At 72.6% G+C, this 25,336-nt stretch carries 24 protein-coding genes; 7 read left to right on the top strand and 17 right to left on the bottom strand.

From position 1 onward, the window contains the following. Positions 1–200 precede the first annotated feature (200 nt). The 3 genes from rlmN to EDF42_RS00675 all read right to left on the bottom strand — a co-directional run bounded on the left by rlmN (position 201) and on the right by EDF42_RS00675 (position 3,381). Positions 201–1,433 (bottom strand): 23S rRNA (adenine(2503)-C(2))-methyltransferase RlmN, encoded by a 1,233-nt coding sequence (gene rlmN, locus EDF42_RS00665; protein WP_111086542.1) that lies wholly within the window; start codon positions 1,431–1,433, stop codon positions 201–203. Positions 1,434–1,523: 90 nt separating this feature from the next. After that, positions 1,524–2,474, bottom strand: coding sequence for a C40 family peptidase (locus EDF42_RS00670; protein ID WP_123671184.1), 951 nt, complete (start codon positions 2,472–2,474; stop codon positions 1,524–1,526). A 172-nt stretch (positions 2,475–2,646) separates the two neighbouring features. After that, entirely contained in the window at positions 2,647–3,381 is a 735-nt protein-coding gene (locus tag EDF42_RS00675) for a pyridoxamine 5'-phosphate oxidase family protein (RefSeq protein WP_123671185.1), read from the bottom strand. Between the two features lie 34 nt (positions 3,382–3,415). On the opposite strand from EDF42_RS00675, the gene EDF42_RS00680 reads away from it, so the two are divergent. Further along, complete coding sequence (locus EDF42_RS00680) at positions 3,416–4,891, top strand: PLP-dependent aminotransferase family protein (protein ID WP_185040696.1); 1,476 nt, start codon at positions 3,416–3,418, stop codon at positions 4,889–4,891. 51 nt (positions 4,892–4,942) lie between these two features. On the opposite strand, the gene EDF42_RS00685 is transcribed toward EDF42_RS00680, so the two are convergent. The 3 genes from EDF42_RS00685 to EDF42_RS18770 all read right to left on the bottom strand — a co-directional run bounded on the left by EDF42_RS00685 (position 4,943) and on the right by EDF42_RS18770 (position 6,644). Beyond that, positions 4,943–5,458, bottom strand: a complete 516-nt coding sequence (locus EDF42_RS00685; protein ID WP_123671187.1) for a hypothetical protein — start codon at positions 5,456–5,458, stop codon at positions 4,943–4,945. 98 nt (positions 5,459–5,556) lie between these two features. Then, the gene (locus EDF42_RS00690; protein WP_123671188.1) at positions 5,557–6,432 is read right to left on the bottom strand and encodes an alpha/beta fold hydrolase; all 876 of its coding nucleotides are present in this window, start codon (positions 6,430–6,432) and stop codon (positions 5,557–5,559) included. Positions 6,433–6,476: 44 nt separating this feature from the next. Beyond that, on the bottom strand, positions 6,477–6,644 hold the full coding sequence (locus EDF42_RS18770) for a hypothetical protein (RefSeq protein ID WP_159572230.1): 168 nt from the start codon (positions 6,642–6,644) through the stop codon (positions 6,477–6,479). 154 nt (positions 6,645–6,798) lie between these two features. Between EDF42_RS18770 and EDF42_RS00695 the strand changes: the two genes are divergently transcribed. Next, positions 6,799–7,149, top strand: a complete 351-nt coding sequence (locus EDF42_RS00695; protein ID WP_111086536.1) for a GntR family transcriptional regulator — start codon at positions 6,799–6,801, stop codon at positions 7,147–7,149. 11 nt (positions 7,150–7,160) lie between these two features. After that, entirely contained in the window at positions 7,161–8,102 is a 942-nt protein-coding gene (locus EDF42_RS00700; RefSeq protein ID WP_123671218.1) for a DUF1648 domain-containing protein, read from the top strand. A 147-nt stretch (positions 8,103–8,249) separates the two neighbouring features. Here EDF42_RS00700 and EDF42_RS00705 read toward each other — a convergent pair whose 3' ends face one another. Beyond that, a complete protein-coding gene (locus tag EDF42_RS00705) occupies positions 8,250–9,011 on the bottom strand; it encodes an SDR family NAD(P)-dependent oxidoreductase (RefSeq protein ID WP_123671189.1) in 762 nt (253 codons plus the stop codon). Between the two features lie 80 nt (positions 9,012–9,091). Here EDF42_RS00705 and EDF42_RS00710 point away from each other — a divergent pair, with 80 nt between their 5' ends. After that, positions 9,092–10,585, top strand: a complete 1,494-nt coding sequence (locus tag EDF42_RS00710; RefSeq protein WP_123671190.1) for a hypothetical protein — start codon at positions 9,092–9,094, stop codon at positions 10,583–10,585. Positions 10,586–10,655: 70 nt separating this feature from the next. Here the strand turns inward: EDF42_RS00710 and EDF42_RS00715 are convergent, their stop codons facing one another. The 6 genes from EDF42_RS00715 to EDF42_RS00740 are packed head-to-tail and all read right to left on the bottom strand — an operon-like array spanning position 10,656 to position 16,836. Continuing rightward, positions 10,656–11,573 carry a phosphogluconate dehydrogenase C-terminal domain-containing protein gene (locus EDF42_RS00715; protein WP_051596643.1) on the bottom strand — a complete coding sequence of 306 codons (918 nt, stop codon included), beginning with the start codon at positions 11,571–11,573 and terminating at the stop codon, positions 10,656–10,658. After that, positions 11,570–12,415: a sugar phosphate isomerase/epimerase gene (locus EDF42_RS00720; RefSeq protein ID WP_123671191.1), complete on the bottom strand. Its 846-nt coding sequence runs from the start codon at positions 12,413–12,415 to the stop codon at positions 11,570–11,572. Before EDF42_RS00720 ends, EDF42_RS00715 begins: the two co-directional genes overlap by 4 nt. Then, the gene (locus EDF42_RS00725; RefSeq protein ID WP_123671192.1) at positions 12,412–13,227 is read right to left on the bottom strand and encodes a triose-phosphate isomerase family protein; all 816 of its coding nucleotides are present in this window, start codon (positions 13,225–13,227) and stop codon (positions 12,412–12,414) included. Before EDF42_RS00725 ends, EDF42_RS00720 begins: the two co-directional genes overlap by 4 nt. After that, positions 13,227–13,712 (bottom strand): ribose-5-phosphate isomerase, encoded by a 486-nt coding sequence (locus EDF42_RS00730; RefSeq protein WP_123338388.1) that lies wholly within the window; start codon positions 13,710–13,712, stop codon positions 13,227–13,229. Before EDF42_RS00730 ends, EDF42_RS00725 begins: the two co-directional genes overlap by 1 nt. Before the next feature lie 11 nt (positions 13,713–13,723). Continuing rightward, positions 13,724–15,442 (bottom strand): dihydroxyacetone kinase family protein, encoded by a 1,719-nt coding sequence (locus EDF42_RS00735; protein ID WP_123671193.1) that lies wholly within the window; start codon positions 15,440–15,442, stop codon positions 13,724–13,726. Further along, positions 15,439–16,836, bottom strand: coding sequence for an MFS transporter (locus EDF42_RS00740; RefSeq protein ID WP_123671194.1), 1,398 nt, complete (start codon positions 16,834–16,836; stop codon positions 15,439–15,441). Before EDF42_RS00740 ends, EDF42_RS00735 begins: the two co-directional genes overlap by 4 nt. Positions 16,837–17,016: 180 nt before the next feature. Here EDF42_RS00740 and EDF42_RS00745 point away from each other — a divergent pair, with 180 nt between their 5' ends. Next, positions 17,017–17,766 (top strand): FadR/GntR family transcriptional regulator, encoded by a 750-nt coding sequence (locus EDF42_RS00745; RefSeq protein WP_111086527.1) that lies wholly within the window; start codon positions 17,017–17,019, stop codon positions 17,764–17,766. A 190-nt stretch (positions 17,767–17,956) separates the two neighbouring features. After that, positions 17,957–18,622 carry a bifunctional 2-polyprenyl-6-hydroxyphenol methylase/3-demethylubiquinol 3-O-methyltransferase UbiG gene (locus tag EDF42_RS00750; protein WP_123671195.1) on the top strand — a complete coding sequence of 222 codons (666 nt, stop codon included), beginning with the start codon at positions 17,957–17,959 and terminating at the stop codon, positions 18,620–18,622. 51 nt (positions 18,623–18,673) lie between these two features. Here EDF42_RS00750 and EDF42_RS00755 read toward each other — a convergent pair whose 3' ends face one another. From EDF42_RS00755 to EDF42_RS00770, 4 genes are all read right to left on the bottom strand, one after another. After that, positions 18,674–19,579: a sugar phosphate isomerase/epimerase gene (locus EDF42_RS00755; protein WP_123671196.1), complete on the bottom strand. Its 906-nt coding sequence runs from the start codon at positions 19,577–19,579 to the stop codon at positions 18,674–18,676. Beyond that, the gene (locus EDF42_RS00760) at positions 19,576–20,829 is read right to left on the bottom strand and encodes a DUF993 family protein (RefSeq protein ID WP_123671197.1); all 1,254 of its coding nucleotides are present in this window, start codon (positions 20,827–20,829) and stop codon (positions 19,576–19,578) included. Before EDF42_RS00760 ends, EDF42_RS00755 begins: the two co-directional genes overlap by 4 nt. Beyond that, positions 20,826–22,028, bottom strand: coding sequence for a Gfo/Idh/MocA family protein (locus EDF42_RS00765; RefSeq protein WP_123671219.1), 1,203 nt, complete (start codon positions 22,026–22,028; stop codon positions 20,826–20,828). The genes EDF42_RS00760 and EDF42_RS00765 overlap by 4 nt, the downstream gene beginning before the upstream one ends. Before the next feature lie 596 nt (positions 22,029–22,624). Next, positions 22,625–23,680: a LacI family DNA-binding transcriptional regulator gene (locus EDF42_RS00770; protein ID WP_123671198.1), complete on the bottom strand. Its 1,056-nt coding sequence runs from the start codon at positions 23,678–23,680 to the stop codon at positions 22,625–22,627. A 246-nt stretch (positions 23,681–23,926) separates the two neighbouring features. Here EDF42_RS00770 and EDF42_RS00775 point away from each other — a divergent pair, with 246 nt between their 5' ends. Then, positions 23,927–25,207, top strand: a complete 1,281-nt coding sequence (locus tag EDF42_RS00775; RefSeq protein ID WP_260234936.1) for an ABC transporter substrate-binding protein — start codon at positions 23,927–23,929, stop codon at positions 25,205–25,207. Positions 25,208–25,336 lie beyond the last annotated feature (129 nt).

Here is a 25,336-nt window from a genome sequence, read left to right on the forward strand (position 1 = left end):
CCGCCAGAGAGGCTGGTGAATCCGCTGCCCGGGGAAGAACCGTGGCGGACAAGATCCCCGGGTAAACCCAGTGACCGTCTCAGCCGTTCCGTTCTCCGCCGCCGTGGCAACGAGAGGTAACACTACACAGGCCCCGGGGGCCTCGCCAACCGTGGTTCCTCCCGGGCGTGTCGGCCCTGGAGTCCCCGTCGGCGGCGGAGCTACTCCGCTGCAGCGAGCTGCCCGCAGGCCCCGTCGATCTCCTTGCCGCGGGTGTCGCGCAGGGTCGTCGGGATGCCCGCGGCGTTCAGCCGGCGGACGAACTCGTCCTGCACGTGCACCTCGGACGAGGTCCACACGGAGCCCGGCGTCGGGTTGAGCGGGATCGGGTTGACGTGCACCCAGCCCTTGCCGCGCTTGTTGAGCTTCTCGGCGAGCAGGTCCGCGCGCCAGGCGTGGTCGTTCATGTCCTTGATGAGCGCGTACTCGATCGAGACACGGCGGCCCGTCTTGACGTAGTAGTTGTGCGCGGCGTCGATCGCCTCGTCGGCCTTCCAGCGCGAGTTCACCGGGATGAGCTCGTCGCGGAGTTCGTCGTCCGGGGCGTGCAGCGACAGCGCGAAGGTCACCGGGATGTTCTCGTCCGCCAGCTTGAGGATCGCGGGCACCAGCCCGACGGTCGAGATCGTGATGCCGCGGGCGCTCATGCCGAGGCCGTTCGGCTGCGGCGCGACCATCAACCGCACGGCGTCCATCACCCGCTTGTAGTTGGCGAGCGGCTCCCCCATGCCCATGAACACGATGTTCGTCACGCGCTCGGCGTCGACGCGGTCTTTGCCGCCCTTGCGGGGATCGCCCCCGAGCTCCCCCGCCGCGATGGCCGCGTTGGCCCGGACGATCTGCTCGATGATCTCGGCGGTGGACATGTTGCGTGTCAGTCCTGCCTGGCCGGTGGCGCAGAACGGGCAGTTCATGCCGCAACCGGCCTGCGACGAGACGCAGAGCGTGATGCGACCCGGGTACCGCATGAGCACCGACTCGACCAGGGCACCGTCGTGCAGCTTCCACAGGAACTTGATCGTGTCGCCGTTGTCCGTCGCCAGCCGCCGCGTCTCGGTCAGCAGGGGTGGCAGCATCCCGGCGACGAGCTGCTCACGCTGGGCGGCCGGCAGGTCGGTCATCTTGTCCGGGTCGGACGTGTAGTGCGTGAAGTAGTGGGTCGCGAGCTGCTTCGCGCGGAAGCCCGGCAGCCCGAGTTCCTTGACGCGGGCCTCGCGCTCCTCGGCCGTCAGGTCGGCCAGGTGCACGGGCGGCTTGCCGCGCTTCGGCGACGCGAACTGCAGCAGCGGACGGCCGTCGGTGTCGGTCGCCTGCTTCCAGCCCTCGGTGCGCGGGCGCACCTGCGGACGAGCAGACTGCTGCTGTTCGAACGGGGTACGGGTGTCGGAAGCCATCAGGCCAGGATACGGGAGGCCCGTGACACGTCGGTGCCGGACCCTCCGGTGGCCGGGATGGTCACCGTCGACGGCCCCGCCTGCGTCGGGTCAGCTGCCGGCGGGCAGCAGGCGCGCGAAGTGGTGCGCGGCCGAGTACATCGGCACGATGTCGACGACCTCGCCCGGGTGCGGTGCCTGCAGCACGAGTCCCTGGCCGAGGTAGAGCCCGACGTGGTCCTCGTCGTCGTACACGACCATGTCGCCGGGCAGCGCCTCGGACTCGGGGATCGTCGTCGCCGCGGCGTCCTGCGTCGGGACGTAGTGCACGAGCGGGATGCCGACCGCGGCGTACGCGACCATCGTCAGGCCGGAGCAGTCGATGCCCTCGTGGCTCGCGCCGCCCTCGACGTACGGGTCCCCCATGTACTGCAGTGCGGTCTCGACGATCGTGGCGCGGTCGCCGCCGGCGGACAACGCCGCCGACAGGGCCGACTGCGCCTGGGCCGTCGTCACCCCGAAGCGCAGGTCGAGCGTCGGGTACGACACGACCGTGGTCGTGGTGGTCATGCCGTCGGTCGTGACGACGGGGACCTTGACGTCGTGCGCCACGGTGAAGGTCTGCGCGGCCTGCGAGGTCGTCGTGCCCTGCTGCGTCTCGACCGGGGTCGCCGCGTTCGCCGGCACGGCCAGGGTCAGGCTCGAGGTCACGGCGATGGCCGGTGCGAGCAGGATCGCGGCACGCTTGGCGTTCGCGGCGCGGCGGATGTGCCGCGGGTCGACGGCCCGCTCGGCACGCAGGACGGCCTTCCGGCTCAGGACGGCGGCACCGGCGCTCGAAGCGACTGGGAGCGGACGCGGCTGCATCCGGACGGTGCGGGTCGGCTTCGGGTGCTCCACGAACGTGGCCCGGGCAGCAGCGGGACCGAGGGCCGAGCGACGACCACGGGGACGGGACGGCTGCGGCTGCGGCGACGCCGGGGCGGGTTCCACCGCGGTGTGCGGGGTCGCTCGCGAGGGCTGTCGGTCTTCGGCTGCTGCAGGCAGGGCGTGGCGTCCCATGGATCCTTCCGGGTCGGGACCGCTGGGCGATCCGGAAAGTAACGTATTGGTCACGGGGCGGATCGAGGCTGGGCAGTCCCGGAGTGTTCCTGCGGCTCGTCACAGGAACGGGCGATCCTCGCAGGTCGCTCAGATGCGGCGGATCCGCGCCCAGGGGTCCGCGGACCCGGCCTCAGACGGACGCGACCCGCATGACGGCGGCGATCCGGGCCTCCCGGTCGGACGACAGGCGGTCGAGGCGAGCCGCCAGCGCCACGACGGACGCGTCGACCGGGGCGTCCCCCGAGATGTCCCCCGGTACCGGGACGCCAGCGCGGACCGCGAGCGGCAGCACGCCGGCCCAGACCGCGTGGTCCTCGCCGTCGTCCGCGGCCTCGCCGTTGCCCTGGAACCGGACCTTCACACTCGCGCGGTCGAGGGGCAGCTGCAGGACCTGGGTGGCGCGGACCTCCTTCGGGGTCATCTCGCGGACCTCGTCGCGGCGGCCGGGCATGAGGTGGTCGGAGACCTGCCAGAGCGCCTCGGTGCGGAGCTCGGGCGGCACGACCGTCGCGGCGCCCGCGATCATCGCGCTCCGGTAGTTCGCGGAGCTGTCGAAGGTCGAACGGGCGAACACGAGCCCGTCCAGGTGCGTGACCGTCGCTGCGACCTGCACGCCGGTGGCCCCTGCTTCGAGGAACAGGCCGCCGCCGGTCGAGCCGTGCAGCAGCAGGACCGGGCCGGCGCCGAGGTCGCCGACGCCGCACAGGAAGGGCAGCACGATCGGGTGGCCGCCGCGGACGAACCCGACGTGGGCGAGGTGGGCCTCGGCGAGGATCGCCCGGAGGACGGCGGGGTCGTCGGACTGGCGCTCGCGGATCCGGCGGACCCGCAGGTCGGGGCCGTCGGCGGGGTTCGGGGTGCTCATGCGGGCCACGCTAGGTTCGACAGTGGTCCAGTGTGTGGACCAGATCGAGGTGATCGTGGTGGACCAGTCCGGTAAGACCGCAGGGGTCGTCGCACGCATCCGGCAGATGGTCCACGACGGCACGCTGCGCGAGGGCGATCCGCTGCCCTCGACCCGTGCGTTGGCGGCCGAGCTCGGCGTCGCACGCGGCACGGTCGTCGCCGCGTACGACCAGCTCGACGGTGAGGGCTGGATCCGGACGCGGCACGGTGCGGTGGCGCGGGTCGTCGCGTCGGCTGGCACCGGCGGCGTGGGAGTCGGGGACTTGCTGCCGGCGACGGACCCGCGTGCGCCAGCTGCGGCGTCAGCTGAGGCATCAGCGTCAGCCGCCGCCCGGGTCATCGACTGCCGCCCCGGGGTCCCCGCCGTCACCGCGATCGCGCAGCGGGACTGGCGCGCGGCCTGGCGGGCGGCGGCCGACGCCCCACTGCGGAACGCCGTCGCGGACCCCCTCGGCACGGTGGAGCTCCGAGCGCAGGTGGTCGCACAGCTCGGCCTGAGCCGCGGGTTCGCCCCGTCGGTCGACCGGGTGCTGCTGACCGCAGGGACCTCCGAGGCGTTGTCGCTCGTCACCGAGGCGCTCCGCGTGCACCTCGGTCGCGCCCCCGTGTTCGCGGTCGAGGACCCGGGGTACCGGACCGGTCAGCGTGCGGTGCTCAGCGCAGGCGGGACCGTGATCGGCATCCCGCTCGACGACGACGGGATGGACCTCGACGCCCTGACCGCCGCACCGCCGGTCGACGTCGTGCTCGTCACGCCGACGCACCAGTACCCGCTCGGCTCGGTGATGCCGGTGGCGCGACGGCAGCGGTTGCTCGCCTGGGCTGCGGCGACCGGCACGCTCGTGGTCGAGGACGACTACGACTCGGAGTTCCGGCACCGCGGCACCCCCGTGCCCGCACTCGCGGCGCTCGACGCCGAGGGGGTGGTGCTGCACGTCGGCGGGTTCTCGAAGACGCTCGACCCACGGCTGCGCTGCTCCTACGTCGTGCTGCCCGCGACGGCTGGTGTGCCGGTCGGGACCGGATCCGTGGCCGGGGTCGCCGACGCGGTGCTCGCCGCCCGTCGTGCCCGCGGCGCGGTCGTCGCCGAGCCCGTGCAGGTCGCGCTCGCGCACCTGCTCCGGACCGGTGCGCTCCGCCGGCACCTCGGCCGGGTCCGGCGCGACTACACGCATCGTCGCGCCCGGATCGCGGCGCGGCTCGACGGCGTCGCCGGACTGGAGGCCCGTGCGCTGACCGGCGGACTGCACGCCGTGGTCGTGTGGTCGTGTCCGGCGACGGGGCAGGAGGTCGCAGCGCGGATGGCCGGTGCCGGCGTGCTCGTCTCGACGCTCGAGGAGTACGGGATGGCTCCGGGCAGCACGCCGGCCGGGGTCGTGCTGGGGTACGGGGCGGTGACGGCGCCGGAGCTCGACCGGGCGCTGGACGCGCTGGTCGGTGCGGTCGAGCGGGCCGCGACCGTTGCGTGACCCTGGTGCCCGTGGTGCCCCGGTGCGCTCTGGCCGCCGGACGAGTCGCGATCAGCCGCCGGACTGAGCGGTCGCGACCACGTTCGAACCGGCCTGCTGGCACGCGGTGTTCAGGGTGCGCCCGACGAGGTCCCACTCCGCACTGTCCTCGAGCGCCGGACCCGACGTGGGTGCCGGGTGGGCGTCGAGGTACTCGTGCGCGTAGTCGATCGCGTTGTCGAGCCGCTCGTCGCTGCTCGACAGGTGCTCGTACCCGAAGCGCTCCGCCGCGATCAGCGCCTCGTACTGCGCATCGGTCAGGGCACCGCGGGAACGACCGTCCGAGGCGTTCAGGGCGATCGTCGACAGCGCGCTGATCTGCCCGCAGACGGCCGCGGCGCTGCGGTCCTCCTCCATCGGGTCGACCGCGGGGGACGCCGCCGGCGCGTCCACCGCTGCGTCCGCCGACCGAGCGCTCGACGAGGTCGGCGCCGGTGTCGACGAGGCGTCGGCGGAGCAGCCGGACAGGGCGAGGGACGCGAGCAGCGCACCGGCGACGACGGGCAGCGCGAGTCGGAGGGAAGCCATACCTGCCATCGTGGCAGCGCCGTGGTCACGCACGGGGCGTCGTGTCGAGATCGAGACCTCGTCGATACCGGATCGTGAGCAAGCGGGCGACCCGGTGGTCAGTGCTGCTGCAGGTGTGCGCGCATCTGTGCTTGCACTGCGGCGGCGTCGCGGTGGTCCCAGAGCGCGAAGTGCGTGCCACCTGGCAGCGTGACGAGCTCGGCGCCGGGGATCGTCTCGGCAGCGCGGGCGCTGTCGTCGTGTACGACCTCGGTGTCGGCGTCGCCGTGCACGAGGAGCGTCGGGGCCCGGACGGCGCCGAGGTCGAGCGACTGGACGGCCGCGAGCTGGCGCACGTCGTTGTCCCAGCCGGCGCGTCGGGGTCCGGACGCGTTGCCGGTGCGGGCGAGGCCGAGCAGGAACGCCCGCCGCACCGGGTCGGCCAGGACGCCGGCGACGTGTTCCCGCAGGGCCCCACCACGCAGGGTGCTCACGCCGGCCACCGCAGCGCGTGCCGCGGCAGCCGGGGCGATGCGCGCAGCGGCCGACGCCAGACCGGCGCCGAACACCGTGTCGGTCACGAGTCGTTCGGCTGGTCCCGCCGACCCGGGGACCCAGCGACCGGACACCCCGGAGGCGACGGCGAGCGCCCTGGTCCGCTCCGGGTGGCGGACCGCCAGTCGGTACGCGGCCGGAGCACCACCGGACCAGGCCAGCACACCGACCCGGTCGATGCCGAGTGCGTCGAGGACCCCGGCGAGCTGGTCGGCCTCGTCGTCGATCGTGGAGTGGTCGGCGTCGAGCCGAGTGCCGAGGTAGCCCGGTCGCGAGACCGTGACCACGCGGAAGTCCTCGGACGGCAGGAACGCCCCCATCAACTCGGCGACGTCGATGCCACCGGGACTGCCGTGCAGGACCAGTACGGGGACGCCGGTGTCGGAGCCTCGGGTCCCGACCTCGACGCCACGGGTGACCACTCGGGTCGAAGGGGGCATGGGCCGACGATACTGCTGGCCCCCGTGCGGCGTCGGCGGCGGGGTCAGCGGGCCTCGGGGCGCGCGGAGCCGCGGGTGCTCACGAGGTCGGCGAGGGACGGTTCGGCCTCGTCGGTGGGCACGGCCCAACCACGTCGGGCGGCCTTGCGGACGAGACGGTAGGTGGTGACCTGGACGGGCTCCACCCCGTCGGCGGATTCGTAGTTCGTCATCGTGGTTTTCTCCCTGAATCGCGAGTGGTTCGCTGCAGCCGAAAGTACCCGGACGCCGTACCCCCGGACGGGGGCCTGCGTTCCATGGCCAAAGGCCGGAGAGCGCGCCACGAGGACCCTCGCGCCAGCGGGATTGTTCGCATACAATGCAAACATGTTGATCACCGTCGACCCGACCGCACGGGCCACCCTCGCCGAACAGGTCGCGTCACAGATCCGGTACGCGATCGCACGCGGAGACCTCGCGAGCGGGGAACGCCTGCCGTCGGCGCGCGACCTCGCCGCCGCGGTCGACGTCAACATGCACACGGTGCTGCGCGCCTACGCACAGCTGCAGGACGACGGACTGATCGAACTACGGCGGGGTCGCGGAGCAACGGTCTTGCGATCGGGCAACGCGTCGTTCGACCGGCTGCGCACGCTCGTGGACGAGCTGCGCGACCAGGCCGACACGCTCGGGGTCCCGCTCGACGACCTGTTCACGATGATCAAGGGGGCACGATGACGAACCGACCGATGCACGCGAGGACTCGCCTGGCGGTGGTGGCACCCGGGACGGCGGTGTCGCTGGCCCTGGTGGTCGCGGCCCTCGTCGCCGCACCGAGCCTGCCGGACCGCATGGCCGTCCACTTCGGGGCCGACGGCACCGCCGACGGCTGGAGTTCGCCCTGGCCGGTGTTCTGGATCACGCTCGCGGTGACCGCCGGCGCCGTGGCCCTGGCGTTCGCGGCGCTGCGGATGCCCGACCGCCGGACCGCCGCCACCCTGGTGCTCGTCGCCAACCTGTTCGCCGGCAGCCTCGGCACCGCCTGGATCGTGCTCGCCGCGACGAACACCGTCGGCGACGGGACGCTGTCCGGCTGGTGGACCGTGCCGTTCCTGGCCGTCAGCGCGGTCATCGCCGCGGTGCCGGTCGTCGCGCTCGTCCGGACGGCTCCCCCGGTGCCGGCACACGACGTCGAACCGCTGCGCATCGGGTCGCACACACGGGTCGCGTGGCGCGCCCGCATCGGCAGTCGCTGGTTCGCGGCGCTCGGGGCCGTCGTGGTCGGACTCGGGATCGGCACGGGTCTCGCGATGGCTCCGGCCGACCTCGGTACGGCCGTCGCCTCCGGAGCGGTGTTGGTCGTCGCTGGGCTCGCAGTACTGGTGCTCGCCCGGGTCGAGCTCACCGTGGACCGGCGTGGGATGCGACTGACCTCGACGTGGACCCGCATCCCGCTCATGCGCGTCCCGCTCGAGCGGATCGAGTCCTGCGGGTGGGAGGACGTCTCGCCCGGACAGTGGGGTGGCTGGGGCTACCGGTTCTCCGGCCGTGGGGTCGCCTACGTGGTGCGGTCGGGGCCGGGCCTCGTGGCACGGCTCCGCGGTGGGCAGGCACGGATGGTGACGGTGCCGGACGCTGCGGGCGGGGCCGCGGCCCTGGGCGCGCTGCTCGCCCACCGCACGCCGGCCTGACGGGGCTGCGCCGGGCCTCCCGGTCGGGGTGCAGGTGCGTCCTGCGAAGGCGACAGATCTCGTCGGCCGCGTGCCGTCACGTCCGCAAGAGCGACAGTGTGCCGCGAACCGTTCGGGGCACACTGTCGCTTTCGCGGAACGCCGCGGTCAGAGGCTCGTCATGCCACCGTCGACGCGGAACTCGGCGCCCGTCGCGTAGGACGACTCCGCGCTGGCGAGGTACACCATGATGCCGGTGACGTCGTCGGGGGTCCCCGGGCGACCGAGGGGCGTGCGGGCGACGATCGCGGCCCGCGCTCCGGGGTCGCGGGAGATCGCCGAGACGAGGCCGGTCTCGGTGTAGCCCGGTACGACGGTGTTCACCCGGATGCCGTCCCGCGCGTAGGCCATCGCGGTCGCACGGACGAGCGCGTGGATGCCGCCCTTGGTCGACGAGTAGGCCGCGAATTCCGCACCCTCGCCGTTCAGCCCGGTGGGTGAGCCCGTCGCGATGATCGACCCGCCGCCGCCGGCCGCGAGCATCGCCCGGACGGCGTGCTTCACCGTCAGGAACGTGCCCGTCAGGTTCACCGCGACCGTGCGGTTCCAGGTGTCGAGCGACACGTCCGCGACCCGGGCGTCGTGGCCGAACAGTTGCACGCCGGCGTTCGCGACGACCACGTCCGGCGTCAGGTCGCGCTCCGCGAGGGCGGCGAACCCGGCCGCGACGCTGGCCTCGTCGGCGATGTCCACGGTGAGCGGCAGCGCGAGCGAGCCGGCTGCCGCTGCTGCGGTGCCCGCCGCCGTCGCGTCACGGTCGGCGTAGACCACGCGTGCGCCCTCGGCGACGAACCGGTCCGCGATCGCACGGCCGATGCCGGAGCCCGCCCCCGTGACGAGTGCGGTCCTGTGGTCGAGTCGTGCGGTCATGCGGGAGCTCCGTCCTGGGAGCGTCGTCGCTCCACGGACCCATCATTGCCCAACCGGTTGACCGGTGGTAGTCATGAGCCATGACTGCGGTGTCGATCGGTGCGTGGCGGTTCACGCTGCGCGGTGCCGAGCTCGCCGACCTGGCGTACGACGGCGAACCGGTGCTGCGGGCGATCCGCTTCGTGACGCGTGACCACGACTGGCGCACCGCCGACGACACCGTGCTCGCTCGGACGCTGCCCTCCGGCACGGCCAGCCGCGGGCGCCTGCGCATCGAGGCCAGCGCCCGCTACGACGACACTGAAGTGCTCCGGTACACCCTCGAGGTCACCGTCGACGGCCCCACCCTGCGCGTCGACGCGACCGGCACCACGACGACGCCGTTCCGCCGCAACCGCATCGGCCTGGTCGTGCTGCACCCGCCGACCCTCGCCGGCGTGCCCGTCACCGCGCGCCACCCGTCCGGCACCGCCACCGAGGCGGCGTTCCCGACCTGGATCGCGCCGCACCAGCCGGCCGCCGACTTGTCGGGGCTGGACTGGTCGACGGGTCGGGTCGCGCTGACGCTCGACCTGGCCGGCGACGTGTTCGAGACGGAGGACCAGCGCAACTGGACCGACGCCTCGTTCAAGACCTACTCGACGCCGCTGTCCGAGCCGTTCCCCGTCGCGCTCGACGCGGGTTCCGTGGTCCACCAGTCGCTCACGCTGCGCGCGACGACGGACGATCGACCGGGAGGCACGGCCGCCCCCGCCCCGGACCTCGCGTTCCTGGACGGGCCGGCTCCCACCGCCGCGGTCGCCCCGCCGCCGACGCTCCAGCTGCTCGCTGCCTCGGCCCCGGCGGCTGCGCGCCCGACCGCGGTGCCGCTCGACCTGCCGGTCTTGGTCGAACCCGTGCTCGGCGATCCGAACCTCGGGGCGGTGCTGGCGTCAGCTCGGCGCGATGCGGGTGGTGCGCCGCTCGACGTCCGGTTCGTCACCGACGACCCGGATCGGCTGCGCGCCGCGATCGACGACGTGCTCGCGGGCGGGCCGGTCGTCCGCATCGGGGCGTTCGACCCGTCCTCGCACGTGACGACCCCGGCGCTGCAGCAGGCCTTGCGCGACGCCGCGGCTGCTGCCGGCGACCTCGAGGTCGTCGCGGGCACGCGCGCGCACTTCACGGAGCTGAACCGGACCGTCGACCTGTTCCGCGACTGGGACGGGCCCTTGACCTTCAGCGTGACGCCGCAGATGCACGACCGGTCGCCCGAACAGGTGACCGAGTCGATCCGGATGCAGCGCTGGGTGGTGATGAGCGCCTCCAGGCTGGCCGCCGGCAGGGCGCTCCACGTCGGACCGGTGACGCTGCGGCCACGGTTCAACGCGGTGGCGACCTCCGCGCGCCCCGTCGTGACCGACACGACGATCGAGGCCGGGTACGGGCCGCAGTTCGTGGCGGACGCGACCGATCCGGCGCAGCACTCGGCGGTGGCGCGGGCGTGGTTCGCGGCGTCGGTGGAGGCGCTGACGGTGCCCGGGGTCGCCTCGATCACCCTCGCCGAGGCCTGGGGCCCCCGAGGCGGGCGGTGAGTACCGGCAAAGCGACAGATTCCCGCTGATGGTCGGCGGGAATCTGTCGCTTCGGCGGATCAGACGGGTGTCAGCGGCGGACGGCGTCGATCTTGAGCATCTTCGCGATGACGCTGTCGAGCTCGCTGTCGTCGAAGACCTGCTTCCAGTCCTCCTTGATGAGCTTCTCGCGGCCGTAGCCCATCGCGATGTGGCAGGCGTCGGAGAACGGGTTCGAGCCGCGCAGGCCGTTGGTCAGCGCGATCCAGGTGTGGCCGTAGAGCATGGCGCGGGCGGCCTCGCGGGGCACGCCGACACCGGTGACCGTTTCTTCGAGGGCGTCGTTGAGGAAGTCGCCGATCATGCAGGCGATCGTCTCGACCAGGGTCGGCTCGAGCACGGCCAGCTGCTTCACCGTGACCCAGTGCACCTGGATGACCGGGGCGTACATCGTGGTGATGACGGCCTCGGCGACGGCCTTGGCACGGTCGCCCTCGTCGCCGAGCGACTCCGAGGCGTCGAAGGCCGCGATGACCTCCTGCGGGGCGGCGATGCCACCGAAGGTGTCGTCCCACTCGGCCTTGGTGGTGCGCTCGAGGAACACCGACGGGTGGCACGGGTGCGCTACGGCGTAGTGGATGTCCTCGCGCTTGGCGAGGAGACCCGCGTAGGCGGCGGCGGGGTCGAGCGTCAGGATGCTGGCGCCTGACTTCATGACGGGGACGAGCTGCTCGGAGATGGTGCCGAGCAGGACGTCCGGGACGGCGAGGATGACGACGTCGGCGGCCTTCGCGGCGTCGAGGCTGTCGGTGATCTCGCGGCCGAGGGCCTGGATGCGCTCCTGGCCGGCGGGCGAGGCCTCGCTGTAGAGGGTGGTGTACTCGCTCTTCGCGAAGTTGTTCGAGACGCGGGTGCCCATCTTGCCGCCGGCACCGATCACGGCGACGGTGACGTCGGCCGTGCCGGATCCGGCAGCGACGGTGTGGGGGGTGGTGACGGTGTCGGTCATGATTCCTTGCTCCTGATGTACTCGATGGTGTGTTCGGTCCACGCCGCTTCGATGCGGGTGGTGGTCTGTGCGGGGGGCTCCCCCGGCAGCGGTTCGGCGCCCGCGTGCTCGTCCTGCCACGGCAGCCAGAACTCGATGACGCGGTTGATCCCCCGGGTGTCCGGCTCGAGCGCGGCGTGGACGGCGTCGTGGTCGAGGACCCCGGTGCCCATCGGGACGCCGGTGTACTGGAAACCGACCCAGCCCGGTGAGCGGGTGAAGGCGGAGTCCTTGACGTGCCAGTTGACGACGTGCGGGGCGGTCAGCGCGACGACGTCGGCGGGGTGTTCGAGCCGTGCGACGGTGTTCGCCGGGTCGAGGCAGATGCCGAGGTTGTCGGAGCCGATCGCCTGGACGACCGCGACGAGGTCGGCGGTGGCGACGACCTCGTAGGTCTCCAGCGCGAGGGTCACGCCCGCGCGCTCGTAGGCGGGGAGCGCCTGCCGCAGGCGTCGTTCGCTCTCGGCCGCGTGGGGCTGGTCGTCGCCGCTCGTCCACATGCTCCGCACGAGCGTTGCGCCGAGCTGCTGCGCGACATGCAGGTACCGGGCGAGGTGCTCCGGCCGGGTGCCGCGGGTGCCGACCTCGAGCGCGAGACCGAGGTCGGCGGCCAGGGACCGGATCGAGGCCAGGCGCTCGTCGGTCGCGGTGTCGAGCGGCAAGTGGTCGCAGATCTGGAACAGGTCGACGCCGTCGTGCGACGCGGCGTCGCGCAGGGCGTCGTCGAGGGACATCGGCGACGGGACGCGGTCGGACATGCGCCAGAAGTAGGCGTAGGTGGAGAGGCCGAGCAGGGAGGTCATGCCGGTGCTCCGTCCTGCGTCGCGGCCAGCGCCTCGGCTTCGTCGAGGATCGTGCGGATCGCCTCAGGGTCGTGGGCGAAGCGGCCGAGGAACAGGCCGCCGATGCGTCCGGCACCCCGGGTCAGCAGGCCTGGACCGGCACTGCCGCCGTAGATCGCGACGGAGCCGGCGAGCTCCGGCCGGGTCGCCAGGTGCTGCTCGATGCCGGCCAGGACCGCGACGATGTGCTCGTCGGGCGCCGGCTGCGGGGCGCCGATGGCCCAGACCGGCTCGTAGGCGGCGATGACCGGTCCGGCGAGCCCGTCGGCGACGGCCGTCGCGACGAAGCGGTCGAGCTGCGCGGTGACCTCGGCGACGGCAGCGGACGGGTCGCCGTCGGCCGCGCGGTCGGTCTCACCGATGCAGATGAGGGGACGCAGGCCGTTGCGGAAGGCGGCGTGCACCTTGCCGGCGATGTCCTGGTCGGTCTCGTGGAACAGGGAGCGACGCTCGGCGTGCGCGATCTCGACCAGGTCGACCCCGACCTCGCGGAGTTCGCGGCCGGACACCTCACCCGTGAAGGCACCCTCGTCGGCCCATGCCAGGTCCTGCGCGCCGAGGAGCACCGGGGTGCGCTCGAGCACGGCGTGCACCGGCACGAGCGAGGGGAACGTCGGGATGACGAAGAGTTCGACGGCGCCGGACTGCACCGCCGGGTGGGTCCGGGCGATGTCGGCCACGGCGGCCGCCCACTCGAGCGTCCGGGCGTGCCCGAAGTACATCTTGAGCGACACCCCGATCGTGATCGGGGCCGCCGCCGTGGTCGCCGGCATCAGGCGTCGGTCCCGACCGGGGCCGAGCCGTCGTAGGCACAGATCGCGGCGACCTTCGACGCGCTGGCGGAGGAAGCGTCGAACGTGTAGCCCAACCACTCGCGAGCCATCCGGCGGGCGACCTCGACGCCGACGACGCGCTGGCCCATGCACAGGACCTGGGCGTCGTTCGACAGGACCGAACGCTCGACGCTGAACGAGTCGTGCGCCGTGACGGCCCGGATGCCCGGGACCTTGTTCGCCGCGATCGCCACACCGAGGCCGGTGCCGCAGATCAGGATCGCGCGGTCTGCCTCGCCGTTCGCGACGAGTCGCGCTGCGTCGACGGCCACGTGCGGGTACGCGGTGTGCCCGTCCGCGTCGACACCCACGTCGGTGACGCTGACCACGCGCGGGTCCTTCGCGAGGTCGGCCTTGATGATCTCCTTGTAGTCGAACCCGGCGTCGTCCGAGCCGACGACGATGCGGAACTGCTGCTCGGTCATGGGGGGCTTCCTTACTTCTCGGCCAGCGTCGCGAGGACCGCGGCGGTGATGAGGGCGAACGAGATCGCGCCGGCGTCGGGGGTGCCGACCGCGTCCTCGCCGTGGGTGCGGGCGCGGCCCATCTTCGGCAGCAGGTCGGCGGTCGCGCCGGCGGCCGCCGTCGCCGCGGCGGACGCGGCCGACCAGGCACGGACCAGGTCGTCGCCGGCCGCGACGCGGTCGGTGAGGACCTGGTCGAACGGGACGATCGCGTCGACCATGGTCTTGTCGCCGGGGACGGCGCCGAACGCGAGGACCGCCTCGGTGGCGGCGTGCACCGCGCTCTGGACCGTGGCGGCGGTCGGACGTGACGCGTCGCCGAGGACGCGACCCAGTGCCTCCAGGGCGGCTCCCCAGATCGCGCCGGACGTGCCACCGGCCTTGTCGGACCAGGCGTCTCCGGCGATCGCCAGGACGCTGCCGGCGCCGGCGCCGCGCGTCACCGCGTCGGAAGCGGCGCGGTCCGCGGCGGTGGAGCCGCGCTGCATCCCGATGCCGTGGTCGCCGTCGCCGGCGACGGCGTCGATGCGACCGAGCTCGTCGGCGTGGTCGTCGATGGTGGTGCGGATGGCCGTGATCGCCTCGGCGACCCGGGCGGCGGACGCCTGCGACGCCTCGGTGCCGGGTGTGACCGGTGCCTGCTCGTCCGCGGCGAGGGCCTCGGGTGCGACCGGCTGCTGCGGGACGGCACCGCCCTTGCGGTACGCGGGGCTGTCGGCTGGGGCGGCCCAGAGCTGCTCGAGTTCGTCGTCGAGCCAGAAGAGCGTCAGCGAGACGCCGGCCATGTCGAAGCTCGTGACGAGTTCGCCGACCTCGGGCTCGACGACGACGGCGCCGGCCGCCGCCAGCCCGCGTTGCACGGCGCCGAAGACGACGAAGAGCTCCTCGTACTTGACGCTGCCCAGGCCGTTGAGGATCGGGACGACGCGTGCCCCGTCGACGATGACACCGGATGGCAGCTCGGTGAGCAGCTTGTCGACGAGCAGGTCGGCCAGGCCGGACGCGGTTGGGACGTCGGCTTCGGCGATGCCGCGTTCGCCGTGGATGCCCATCCCGATGGCCATCCGCCCCTCGGGGACGGTGAAGAGCGGTTCGTCGGCTCCGGGCAGGGAGCAGCCGGAGAACGCGACGCCGAAGCTGCGGGTGCGGTCGTTGGCACGTTCGGCGACGGCCGTGACCTCGTCGAGCGTCCGGCCCTGCTCGGCCGCGGCACCGGCGACCTTGAAGACGCAGAGGTCACCGGCGATGCCACGGCGCTTGTGGGCTTCGTCGCTCGGGGCGGAGGCGACGTCGTCGGTCACCCGCACCGTGCGGACGTCGATCCCGCTTTCGGCCAGTGCCCGCGCCGCGGCGTCGAAGTTGAGCACGTCGCCGGCGTAGTTGCCGTAGCTCAGCAGCACCCCGCCGCCGTGCTCGGACGCCTTCGCGACCGCCGTGACCTGCTGGGCGCTCGGGCTGGCGAACAGGTTCCCCATCGCGGCGCCGGCTGCCAGGCCGTGCCCGACGAGGCCGCCGAACGCCGGGTAGTGGCCGGAGCCACCGCCGACGACGAGCGCGACGGTCCCCTCGGGGCTGGTGGTCGAGCGGGCGACGCCGCCGTGGACCTTGCGGACCCGGGCCTGGTTCGCGGCCACGAACCCGTCGACCATCTCGTCGGCGAAGTCGGCCGGGTCGTTGAACAGGCGGGTCATGCGTGGCTCTCCTGGGTCGTGGTCGTCGTGGCCTGCGCCGCAGCGTCGGCGTTCCGTCGCTCGTTCCGCTTGGTGTTCCGACCGAGCACGAACATGAGCACGCTCGACAGCACCATGAAGAAGCCGACGATGAACATCGGGACCTGGTAGCCGCCGGTCCACCCGCTGACGACGCCCGTGATGTACGGGGCGGCGAACCCGCCGAGGTTGCCGATGGTGTTGATGAGCGCCACACCCGCGGCAGCGGCGGCACCGGTCAGGAACTGCGTCGGCACGGTCCAGAAGTTCGGCAGCGCGGCGAAGATCGCGCAGGCGGTGACCGCGATGACGGCGATCGTGGCGGCCGGGCTGTTCATGTAGAGCGCGACCGGGATGCTCAGGCCACCGACGAGCGCGGGGACCGCGATGTGCCAGACCCGGACGCCACGGCGGAAGGCGTCACGCGACCAGAAGTACAGGACGACCGCGGCGGGGACGTACGGGATCGCCGTGATCATGCCCTTCTGGAACAGGTCGAACGTGGTGCCGAACTGCTCCTGGAAGCCGTCGATGATGGTCGGCAGGAAGAAGCTCAGCGCGTACAGGCCGTAGATGAAGCCGAAGTAGACCGCGGCGAGCATCCAGACGCGACCGGAACCGAAGGCCGCACGGAGACCGCCCTTGGCGTGCCCGTCTCCCCCGCTCTTCGCGGCGCTCTCGGCAGCGAGCGTCGTCTCGAGCCAGACCTTCTCGTCCTCGTCGAGCCACTTCGCCTGCGACGGCTTGTCCTTGAGCACGAAGAGGCACAGGACGCCGACGATGATCGCCGGGACCGAGACGCACAGGAACATGAAGCGCCAGCCGGCCAGGCCGCCGAGCATGCCCTCGTGGGTCATCAGCCAGCCGGCGAGCGGCGAGCCGATGACGCTCGTCAGGGGCTGGGCCAGGTAGAACAGCGCGAGCATCTTGCCGCGGTGCCGGGCGGGCACCCACGTCGACAGGAACAGGATCGCGCCGGGGAAGAAGCCGGCCTCGGCGATGCCGAGCAGGAAGCGCAGCCCGACGAGCTGCGGGTAGTTCTGCACCCACGTGAAGAGCAGCGAGACGATGCCCCACGTGATCATGATGCGCGCGAGCCAGATGCGCGCGCCGAACTTGTGCAGCGCCAGGTTGGAGGGCACCTCGAGCACGAGGTAGCCGATGAAGAACACGCCGGAGGCGAACCCGAACTGGGCGGCGGTCAGACCGAGGTCCGCCTCCATGCCGTTCGGGGCCGCGAAGGAGATCGCGGTGCGGTCGAGGAAGTTGATGAAGAACATCAGTGCCACGAACGGCACGATGCGGATCGCGATCTTGCGGATGGCCGTCTTCTCGACGACCGAGGTGGGGATGCCTCGCGTGGCGGGGATGTCCACGATGACTCCTGCTCGGTGGGGGTGGTACGACTCCGACCCGTGCTGCTGCGCTCGGACGGAGCGGGCGCATCGGTGCGCCTGGTCCAGTGTGCGGATTCGAATCCGACTTGTCAACCGGTTGACCAAACCATCCCGAGTGCCTCGAAGCCCAACCGGTTGACCGAACGGTACGCTCGCTGCATGCCCGCGTTCAGCCCGGACGACCCCCTCAACATCCGACTCGAACTCGAGTCCGTGCCCGCGGGTTCGCCCGCCTCCGAGGTCGCCCGACAGCTCGTGTCCCTGCTCACCGCGGGCGAGCTGGCGCCCGGTTCGCGGCTGCCGTCCGAGCGGATCCTGGCCGAACGGCTCGGGGTCGGCCGCTCCGCCGTGCGCGAGGCCCTGGCGGCCCTCGAGATCCTGGGCATCGTGCAGATCCGGCCCGGCTCGGGCACGTACCTGCAGGGCGGCACCTCGGACCTGCTGCCGACGACGCTGTCGTGGGGCCTCATGCTCGCCTCGAACCGCACCCGCGAGCTGCTCGAGGTCCGGTCGTCGCTCGAGCGCACGGTCGCGATCCTCGCCGCGCAGCGCGCCACGCCCGAGCAGGTCGCGGAGCTCGGCGAGTACCTCGTCCGGCAGGAGGCCACGCTCGACGACCCCGAGGCCTTCATCGACGCCGACGTCCGCTTCCACGTCCTGCTCGCCCGGGCCGCGGGGAACGACGTGCTCGGCGACCTGCTGCAGAGCCTACGCTCGATGCTCAGCGTGTGGGTCGGTCGCCGCGTGCAGACCCGCCAGGCCACCGAGGCGGCCTACGACGAACACCGCGCGATCTACGAGGCGCTCCGGGCCGGCGACGTGCCCGCCGTGCAGCGGGCGATGGACGAGCACATGGCCACGGCGAGCGCCCGCATCGAGAACGCGGAGCCCATCCCTCCCGCCGAGTAGCGGGGGCGGGGCGGGCTCGGCGCGTGCGCTTCGTGAGCAGAAATGGTCGGGTCCGTGACGGCGACCCGACATCTTCTGCTCACGATCGGGCGGCCGGGAGGCGCGGTGCGGGTCCGCCTCGCACCGTGCGACGTTGCCGGGGCGGCAACACCGCTTGGGTCGGGCCCGGCGGGTGCGCTGGAGTGGGCGGATGCATGCACACGAGACCACCACCGATGGCGGCGGCTCCCCCACCGCCTCGGCCCGCGACTGGTGGGAGCAGCGGTACGCCGAGCGGGACGGGATCTGGTCGGGCCGGGTGAACGCGGTGTTGGCCGACGTCGCCGGGGTGCTGCCGGTGGGGCGTGCGCTCGACCTCGGCTGCGGTGAAGGCAGCGACGTCGTCTGGCTCGCCGAGCAGGGTTGGGACGCACTCGGTGTCGACCTGTCGGTGACGGCGATCGAGCGCGGTTCGCGGGCGTCCGTTTCGTCCGGGGTCGAGGAACGGACGGCGTTCGTCGCCGCCGACCTCGCCACGTGGGAGACGGCTGCGCGCTTCGACCTGGTGACGGCGTCGTTCCTGCAGTCGTGGCCGGTGGAGATCCCCCGCGCGGAGATCCTGCACCGGGCGACCGGGTTCGTCGCGGTCGGCGGGTACCTGCTCGTGACCGCGCACGCTGCCCCTCCGCACGACGACCTGCCGGCAGAGATGCGGGAGTACCGGTTCCCGACGCCCGACGAGGACCTGACGGCCCTGCAGCTCGACGGCTCGTGGGACGTCGTCGCCGCCGAACTCCGGCCGCGCACCGCGACGACTCCCGACGGCGATCCGCACGAGGTCCTCGACAGCGTGGTGCTGGTCCGCCGGGCGCGCTGACGACGGCTGCAGCGCGGGACGGTGCAGCGCCGGACGGTCAGCGCCGGACGGTCAGCGCGGGAGCGGCACCGCGGTGTCGAACGCCTGCACGACACGCGCCACCACCTGGGCGGGCGGGGTGTCCCAGATCGCCTGGTTGAAGAGCTCGACCTCGACGTCACCGGCGTAGCCGGCAGCGACCACCGCGTCCGTCACCGGCCCGAAGTCGACGTGGCCGTCCCCCGGGTAGCCCCGCGACAGCAGCGGGTCCGCCGCGATCGGGGTGGTCCAGTCGCACACCTGGTACGACGCGATCCGCCCGGCAGCCCCGGCGCGGGCGATCGACCCCGCGAGTGCCGGGTCCCACCACACGTGGAACGTGTCGACCACGACCCCCACGGCAGCGGCCGGGAACGGCGCCGCCAGGTCGATCGCCTGCGCGAGCGTCGACACCACGGCACGGTCTGCCGCGTACATCGGGTGCAGCGGCTCGACGGCGAGCTGGACCCCCGCGTCGAGGGCGTGCGGCACCAGGTCGGCGAGCGCATCGGCCACCCGGCCCCGGGCGTCGACCAGGTCGCGTGACCCCTCGGGCAGTCCCCCGGCGACGAGCACGAGCACGGGCGCCGAACCGGGTGCTCCGGCCGCGGCGAGGGCGGCGGTCTCGTCGATCGCCCGGCGGTTGTCGTCGAGCGCCCGCTGCCGCGCGGTGCCTGGCGGGAGCGTGAAGAAGCCTCCGCGGCAGTGTGACGACACCCGGAGCCCGGAGTCCGCGACCATCCGGACGGCCTCGGCGAGACCGACCTCGGCCACGGGCTCCCGCCAGGTGCCGATGGCTCCGACGCCGGCCCCCGCCACGGTGTCGAGCGCCTGCCGGAGCGGCGCGCACTTGATCGTCGCCTGGTTGACCGACAGCCGCGGATGCGGCGCAGCGCCGGCGGTCCGGACCGCCGTGACGGCGTCCGCCGCGGTCGTCACGCGACCACCTCGGCGACGGTGCGGTCGACGGTGGGTGATCCGGGCTTCCCGGTCGGCCGTGTCTCCACGCCGGCCACCGTGAGCAGCGCGTGCCAGCGCGAGGCGGCGAGGTCCGGGTGTTCGAGGGCGCCGCAGGCGTTCGCGAGCCGGACGGTCTCGGACAGGTGCGGCAGGGAGCGGCCGGCGTGCTGGCCGCCGACCATCTGGAAGGCGGGCTGGTGGCCGTTCAGCCAGGCGAGGAACGCGATGCCGGTCTTGTAGTGCCAGGTGGGGGCGCTGAAGACGTGGCGGGAGAACGCTTCGGTGGGGGCGAGGAGGGTGCGGTAGGCGGTCTCGTCGGGCAGGGCCTGGACGGCGGCGGAGGCGATGGGGGCGATGGCGGCGAAGGCGCCGAGGAGGGCGTCGGAGTGGGCTCGGCCGTCACCTGCTACGAGGTCCACGTAGTGGAAGTCGTCGCCGGTGAACATCCGGGCGGTCGCTGGCAGCTGGGAGCGGAGGGCGACCTCGGCGCGGGCGTTCAGCAGGCTCATCTTGATGCCGGAGACCTTCGGCCCGGCGTCGCGCATGATGTCGAGCACGGTGTCGGGGCCCTGCTGCCCGCCGAAGTAGCCGGCGAGGGCGGGGTCGAAGGCCTCCCCCAGCCAGTGCAGGACGACGGGGGCGCTCGCCCGCTCGATGACCCGGCCGTAGACGCGTCGGTAGGTGCTGGCGGCGGCGTTGCTGCTGGGGCCGTCGCTGTCTGCGCGCTGCGCGAGTCGGGCCAGGTGGCGGCTCGCCATGAGGACGACGCCGGCGCCGGCGTCCTCGGCGTGGTGGAGCTGGGCGACGTAGGCGTCGACGACCTGCTGCTCGGTGGGCAGGTCATCCCCGTCGTCCGGCAGGTCGTCGGTGTTCACGCCGACGACGATGCGGCCGCCGACGGAGTGCGCCTCGCGGGCGCTGCGGGTGATGAGCTCGCGCGTCGCGGTCGGGTCGAGGCCCATGTTCCGCTGCGCGGTGTCCATCGCATCGGCGACGCCGAGACCCCACGACCACAGGTGGTGGCGGAACGCGAGGGTGGCGTCCCAGTCGAGGTCGGCCGGGGCGCCGGGGGTGTTGTCGGCGGCGGCGCGCGGGACGACGTGGGCGGCCGCGTAGACGAGGCGCTCGGTCAGGGGCGCGGTCGGCTTGGCGGCGGCCGTGACTGCCGGTGGGTGCAGGGTCGTCCGGCTGGTCGTGCCGTCGGCGGCGAGGAGGGTGAGGTCGGTCATGCGCGTGCGCCGACCGTTTCGGTGTGCTGGGCGACCTCCGGCGTCTCGACCTGGAGGCGCGACTCGGCCCCGGTGGGCAGGTGCAGCTCCGGCAGGTCCACGCGTCGACCCTCGGTGCTGGACCGCAGGCCGGCCTCCGCCAGCGCCACGCCGCGGGCACCGGAGAGCAGGTCGTAGGGGTGCGGGCGGCCGGCGACCAGGTCCTGCAGGAAGTCCTCCCACTGGGCGCGGAACCCGTTGCCGAACACCTCGTTGTCGGGGACCTCGAGCCACTGCGCCTTGTAGTCGCGGTCGTCCTTCAGGTCAGGGTTCCACACCGGCTTCGGCGTCGCCGTTCGTGGCTGGATCCGGCAGCCGAACAGTCCCGCGACGGCGCTGCCGTCGGTGCCGTCGACCTGGAACTCGACGAGCTCGTCGCGGTCGACCCGGACCGCCCAGCTCGAGTTGATCTGCGCTGTGATGCCCCCGGCCAGGTCGAAGACCCCGTAGGCGGCGTCGTCCGCGGTCGCCGGGTACTCGTGACCCTGCTCGTCAGTGCGCTGCTCGATGTGGGTGACGGCGCGGGCGTACACGGACTCGACGCGGCCGAACAGCTGCTCGAGCACGTAGTTCCAGTGCGGGAACATGTCGACGACGATCCCGCCGCCGTCCTGCTGCCGGTAGTTCCAGCTCGGGCGCTGTGCGGTCTGCCAGTCCCCCTCGAACACCCAGTAGCCGAACTCGCCGCGGACGCTGAGGACCTTCCCGAAGAACCCGGAGTCGATCAGGCGGCGGAGCTTCCGGAGGCCGGGCAGGTAGAGCTTGTCGTGCACGACGCCGTTCGGCACCCCGGCCTCGGCGGCCAGTCGGGCGAGTTCGAGCGCTTCCGAGGAGGTCTCGGCGGTCGGCTTCTCGGTGTAGACCGCCTTGCCGGCGGCGATCGCCTTGCGCAGGGCGTCGGCACGGGCGCTCGTGACGGCGAAGTCGGCGAAGACGTCCCAGCGCGGGTCCGCGAGGGCGGCGTCGAGGTCGGTCGTCCAGTGCTCGAGGCCGTGGCGGGTGGCGATCTCCTCGAGCTTGGCGGCGTTGCGGCCGACCAGGATCGGTTCGAGCTGCACGCGGGAGCCGTCCGGCAGCCGGAGTCCGCCGTCCTCGCGGATGGCCAGGATCGACCGGACGAGGTGCTGGCGGTAGCCCATGCGTCCGGTGACGCCGTTCATGATGATGCCGATGGTGCGCGTGGTGGTCAACGCGTGCTCCCTTGCTCGCTGTGGCCTGCTCTCCGCGTGGTGGAAAGCGCTTGCCCGGAACCGTACACCACGGTCGGCGCGCTGCAGTAGTACCCGAACACGAACGCACACGCGCGGCCGGGGTCCGACTGCGGGTGCGGCTGCGGCGGCCCGCGCCCGAGGTTCCGAAATCTTGGAGTCTCGGGGCTCTGAGCGGCACGCTGCGGAACCTCGACGCCGAACCCGCGGCATGTTGTGGAACCTCGACGTCCGGGCGACGGCGGGTCGTGCGACGTTCCCCACCCGCCGGTGGCCGATGGGGACCGCCTGGGACGCTCCCGACCGCGCCATCCGAGGTTGCGAGATTTCGGAACCTCGGCGCGCCAGGCGGCGTTCTGCGGAACCTCGACGCCAAACCCGCGGCATGTTGTGGAACCTCGGCGCCGGGCCCACGACGTGTCGCGCGCCCTTGAGCCCGACCGACCGGCCGCCGGCGCCGCACTCAGTAAGCAGAAAAGGTCGAGTGGCGGGGCCGGACCCGACCTTTTCTGCTCACCAAACCCGAGCGCCCGCCCGCCCGCGCCGCGCTACCGCGCCGTGCTCGCGCGCAGCACGACCTCGCCGTCGATGGCCCCGTCGGCCTCGAGCCCCAGGGCCCGCCGCACCGCCCGCTCCCCGATCTCCTCGAGCGGGAGCCGCACCGTGCTGAGCGCCGGCACGACGTCGGCGAGCATCTGCACGTCGTCGAACCCCGCGACGCCGACGTCCACCCCGGGGACGAGCCCGCGCTCCCGGATCGCCGCGACCGCACCCACCGCCATCAGGTCGGTGACCGCGAACACGCACCGCGGCAACGCCCATGCGCCCCCGGCCGCCCGGTCGAGCAGGGTCACCATCGCCTGGTACCCGCCGTCGCGCGTGAACGCCGACGGCACCACCGAGTCATCGGGCACCCGGATGCCGTGCGCGGCGAGCCCTGCGACGAAGCCCTCGACCCGCGCGTGCGCCGTCGCCAGGTCCGGGTCGCCGGACAGGACGGCGAAGGAGTCGTGGCCCTGCTCGACGAGCGCTCCTGCCAGGGCCGCGGCACCACTGAGGTTCCGGATGACGACCCCGTGCACGCCGGGAACCCCGGCCGCGGCACCGTCGAGGTCGGACACGAGGGCGGACACCCCGGCACCGGCGGCGACGAGTGCGCCGACGGCAGCTGCGGAGTCCGACGCTCCCGACGTCTGCCCGACACCGAGCCGACGGCTCACGGCGAGCACCACGGCCCGCGGCCGGAGTCCGGCGACGACGCCGAGCACCGCGGCCTCGCGCGCAGGGTCCCCGCCGGTCGAGGTGATCGTCACCACGAGCCCGGCGTCGTCGGCAGCCCGGATCGCCCCCGCGGCGATCGCGGCGAAGTAGGGGTCGGCGATGTCGCCGACGACGAGCGCCAGGGTCGTGGTGGTCCCGCGAGCGACGGCCTGCGCCTGCACGTTGGCGGTGTACCGGAGCTCGTGGGCGGCGGCCTGCACCCGGTCCACCGACTCCGGTCGGACCTTCCGCGTGCTGCCGTTGAGCGCCCGCGAGGCGGTCGCGAGCGACACGCCTGCGAGCTCGGCCACGTCGGCCAGGGTGACGGTGCCTCGCTCGGGCATGTCGTGCCTCCAGTCCGGTCCGCGCCGTGCGCGGTCTGTGGCGAGGATAGCGATTTCCCGGGAGGCCCGACCAGCGTCCGCGCCGTCGGCGCGGCCTTCCGAGACGGCTGGTCACATTGTCAGAACATCGCGCAGGAAAGCGCTTGCCATGAGCGCTCACGTCGTGTAGACCTGGGGTCCTCGGCCGAGACACCCCGAACGCTCGCCCACGGCAGACGCCAGTGGTCCCGAACGAAAGCAGTGACGATGAAGTCATCCAAGAGAATGCTCGCGCTCGCCGGCGGCATCGCCGCACTGGCCCTGTTGAGCGGCTGTGCCTCCGGCAGCTCCGGCGACGGCGGCAAGGTCGATCAGCTGACCTTCTGGCTCTCCACCTCCACCGCGCAGGAGAAGGGCTACCAGGACCTCGCCACCGCGTACGAGGAGAAGACCGGCGTCACGGTCAAGATCGTGAACCTGCCCTACGACGGACTGCAGACCAAGCTCCGCGAGTCCGCCCAGGCGAACTCGCTGCCCGACGTGGTGCGCGCCGCCGGCATCGACCCGCTCTGGACCGGCAAGACCGTCGACCTGGCCTCGATCGTCGACGACGACGCCAACAAGATCGACCAGGACATCATCGCGAAGGACGACGACGGCAAGGTCACCTCGATCCCGTCCGACGTCACCGCCGCCGGCCTGTTCGTGAACAAGTCGCTGTTCGAGAAGGCCGGCATCGACTACCCGACCGACCCTGCGAAGGCGTGGACCTGGGACGAGTTCCTGAGGGCCGCCGACCAGGTGAAGGCGAAGACCGGCGCGAAGTACGACATGGTGTTCGATTCGTCGCCGTCGCGTCTGCGCGCCTACATGTTCACCAAGGGCACGGACTTCATGCAGCAGGAGAAGGACGGCTCCTTCCCCACCGACGCGAAGACGGTCGACGCACTGCAGGACTTCGCCGACATGAACGACGACTCGGTCATGCCGAAGTCGGTGTGGACGAGCAGCCAGGACCCGAACGCCCTGTTCAAGAGCGGCCAGGTCGTCGCGTACTTCTCCGGTGTCTGGCAGTCGTCGGACTTCGCGTCGAACATCACCGACTTCGACTGGGCGAGCGCCGCCACCCCGGCCGACCCGACCCACGCCACCGAGATCAACTACGGCGGGAACATCGTCGGCTTCGAGAACTCGGACGCCCGCGGTGCCGCCGCGAAGAAGTTCATCGACTACATGTACGACCCGACGAACTACGCGAAGCTCGTGACGACGAACGGCTTCCTGCCGGTCGAGACCGGTCTGGACATCCAGTACCCGTTCGAGTCGCAGGCGGCGAAGGACTCCTTCGCGCTGTACCAGAAGGAGATCGACGCAGCCGACCCGATCTCGAGCTCCTACGCCAAGGAGAGCGCGAAGTGGGCGGTCGAGGGCAAGGAACTCGGCACCGATCCCACCACCGCCGAGGTCGGCAAGCTCATCAACGGGCAGCAGTCGGCGAAGAAGACCCTCGAGACGATCACGAAGTACTACGAGGAGCACGTCGGCTGACGGAACGGGGCCGGGCGCACGCGTCCGGCCCCGTCCGGTCCGGCGTCCCGCGCCCCGCGCCCCGCGCCCCGTCCGGCGCTCCGCGTCCCGTCCGGCGCTCCCGTCCCGCGCCCCGCGCCTTGTCCGCTC

The sequence above is a fragment of the Curtobacterium sp. PhB172 genome (genome assembly GCF_003752545.1).
Lineage (GTDB): Bacteria > Actinomycetota > Actinomycetes > Actinomycetales > Microbacteriaceae > Curtobacterium.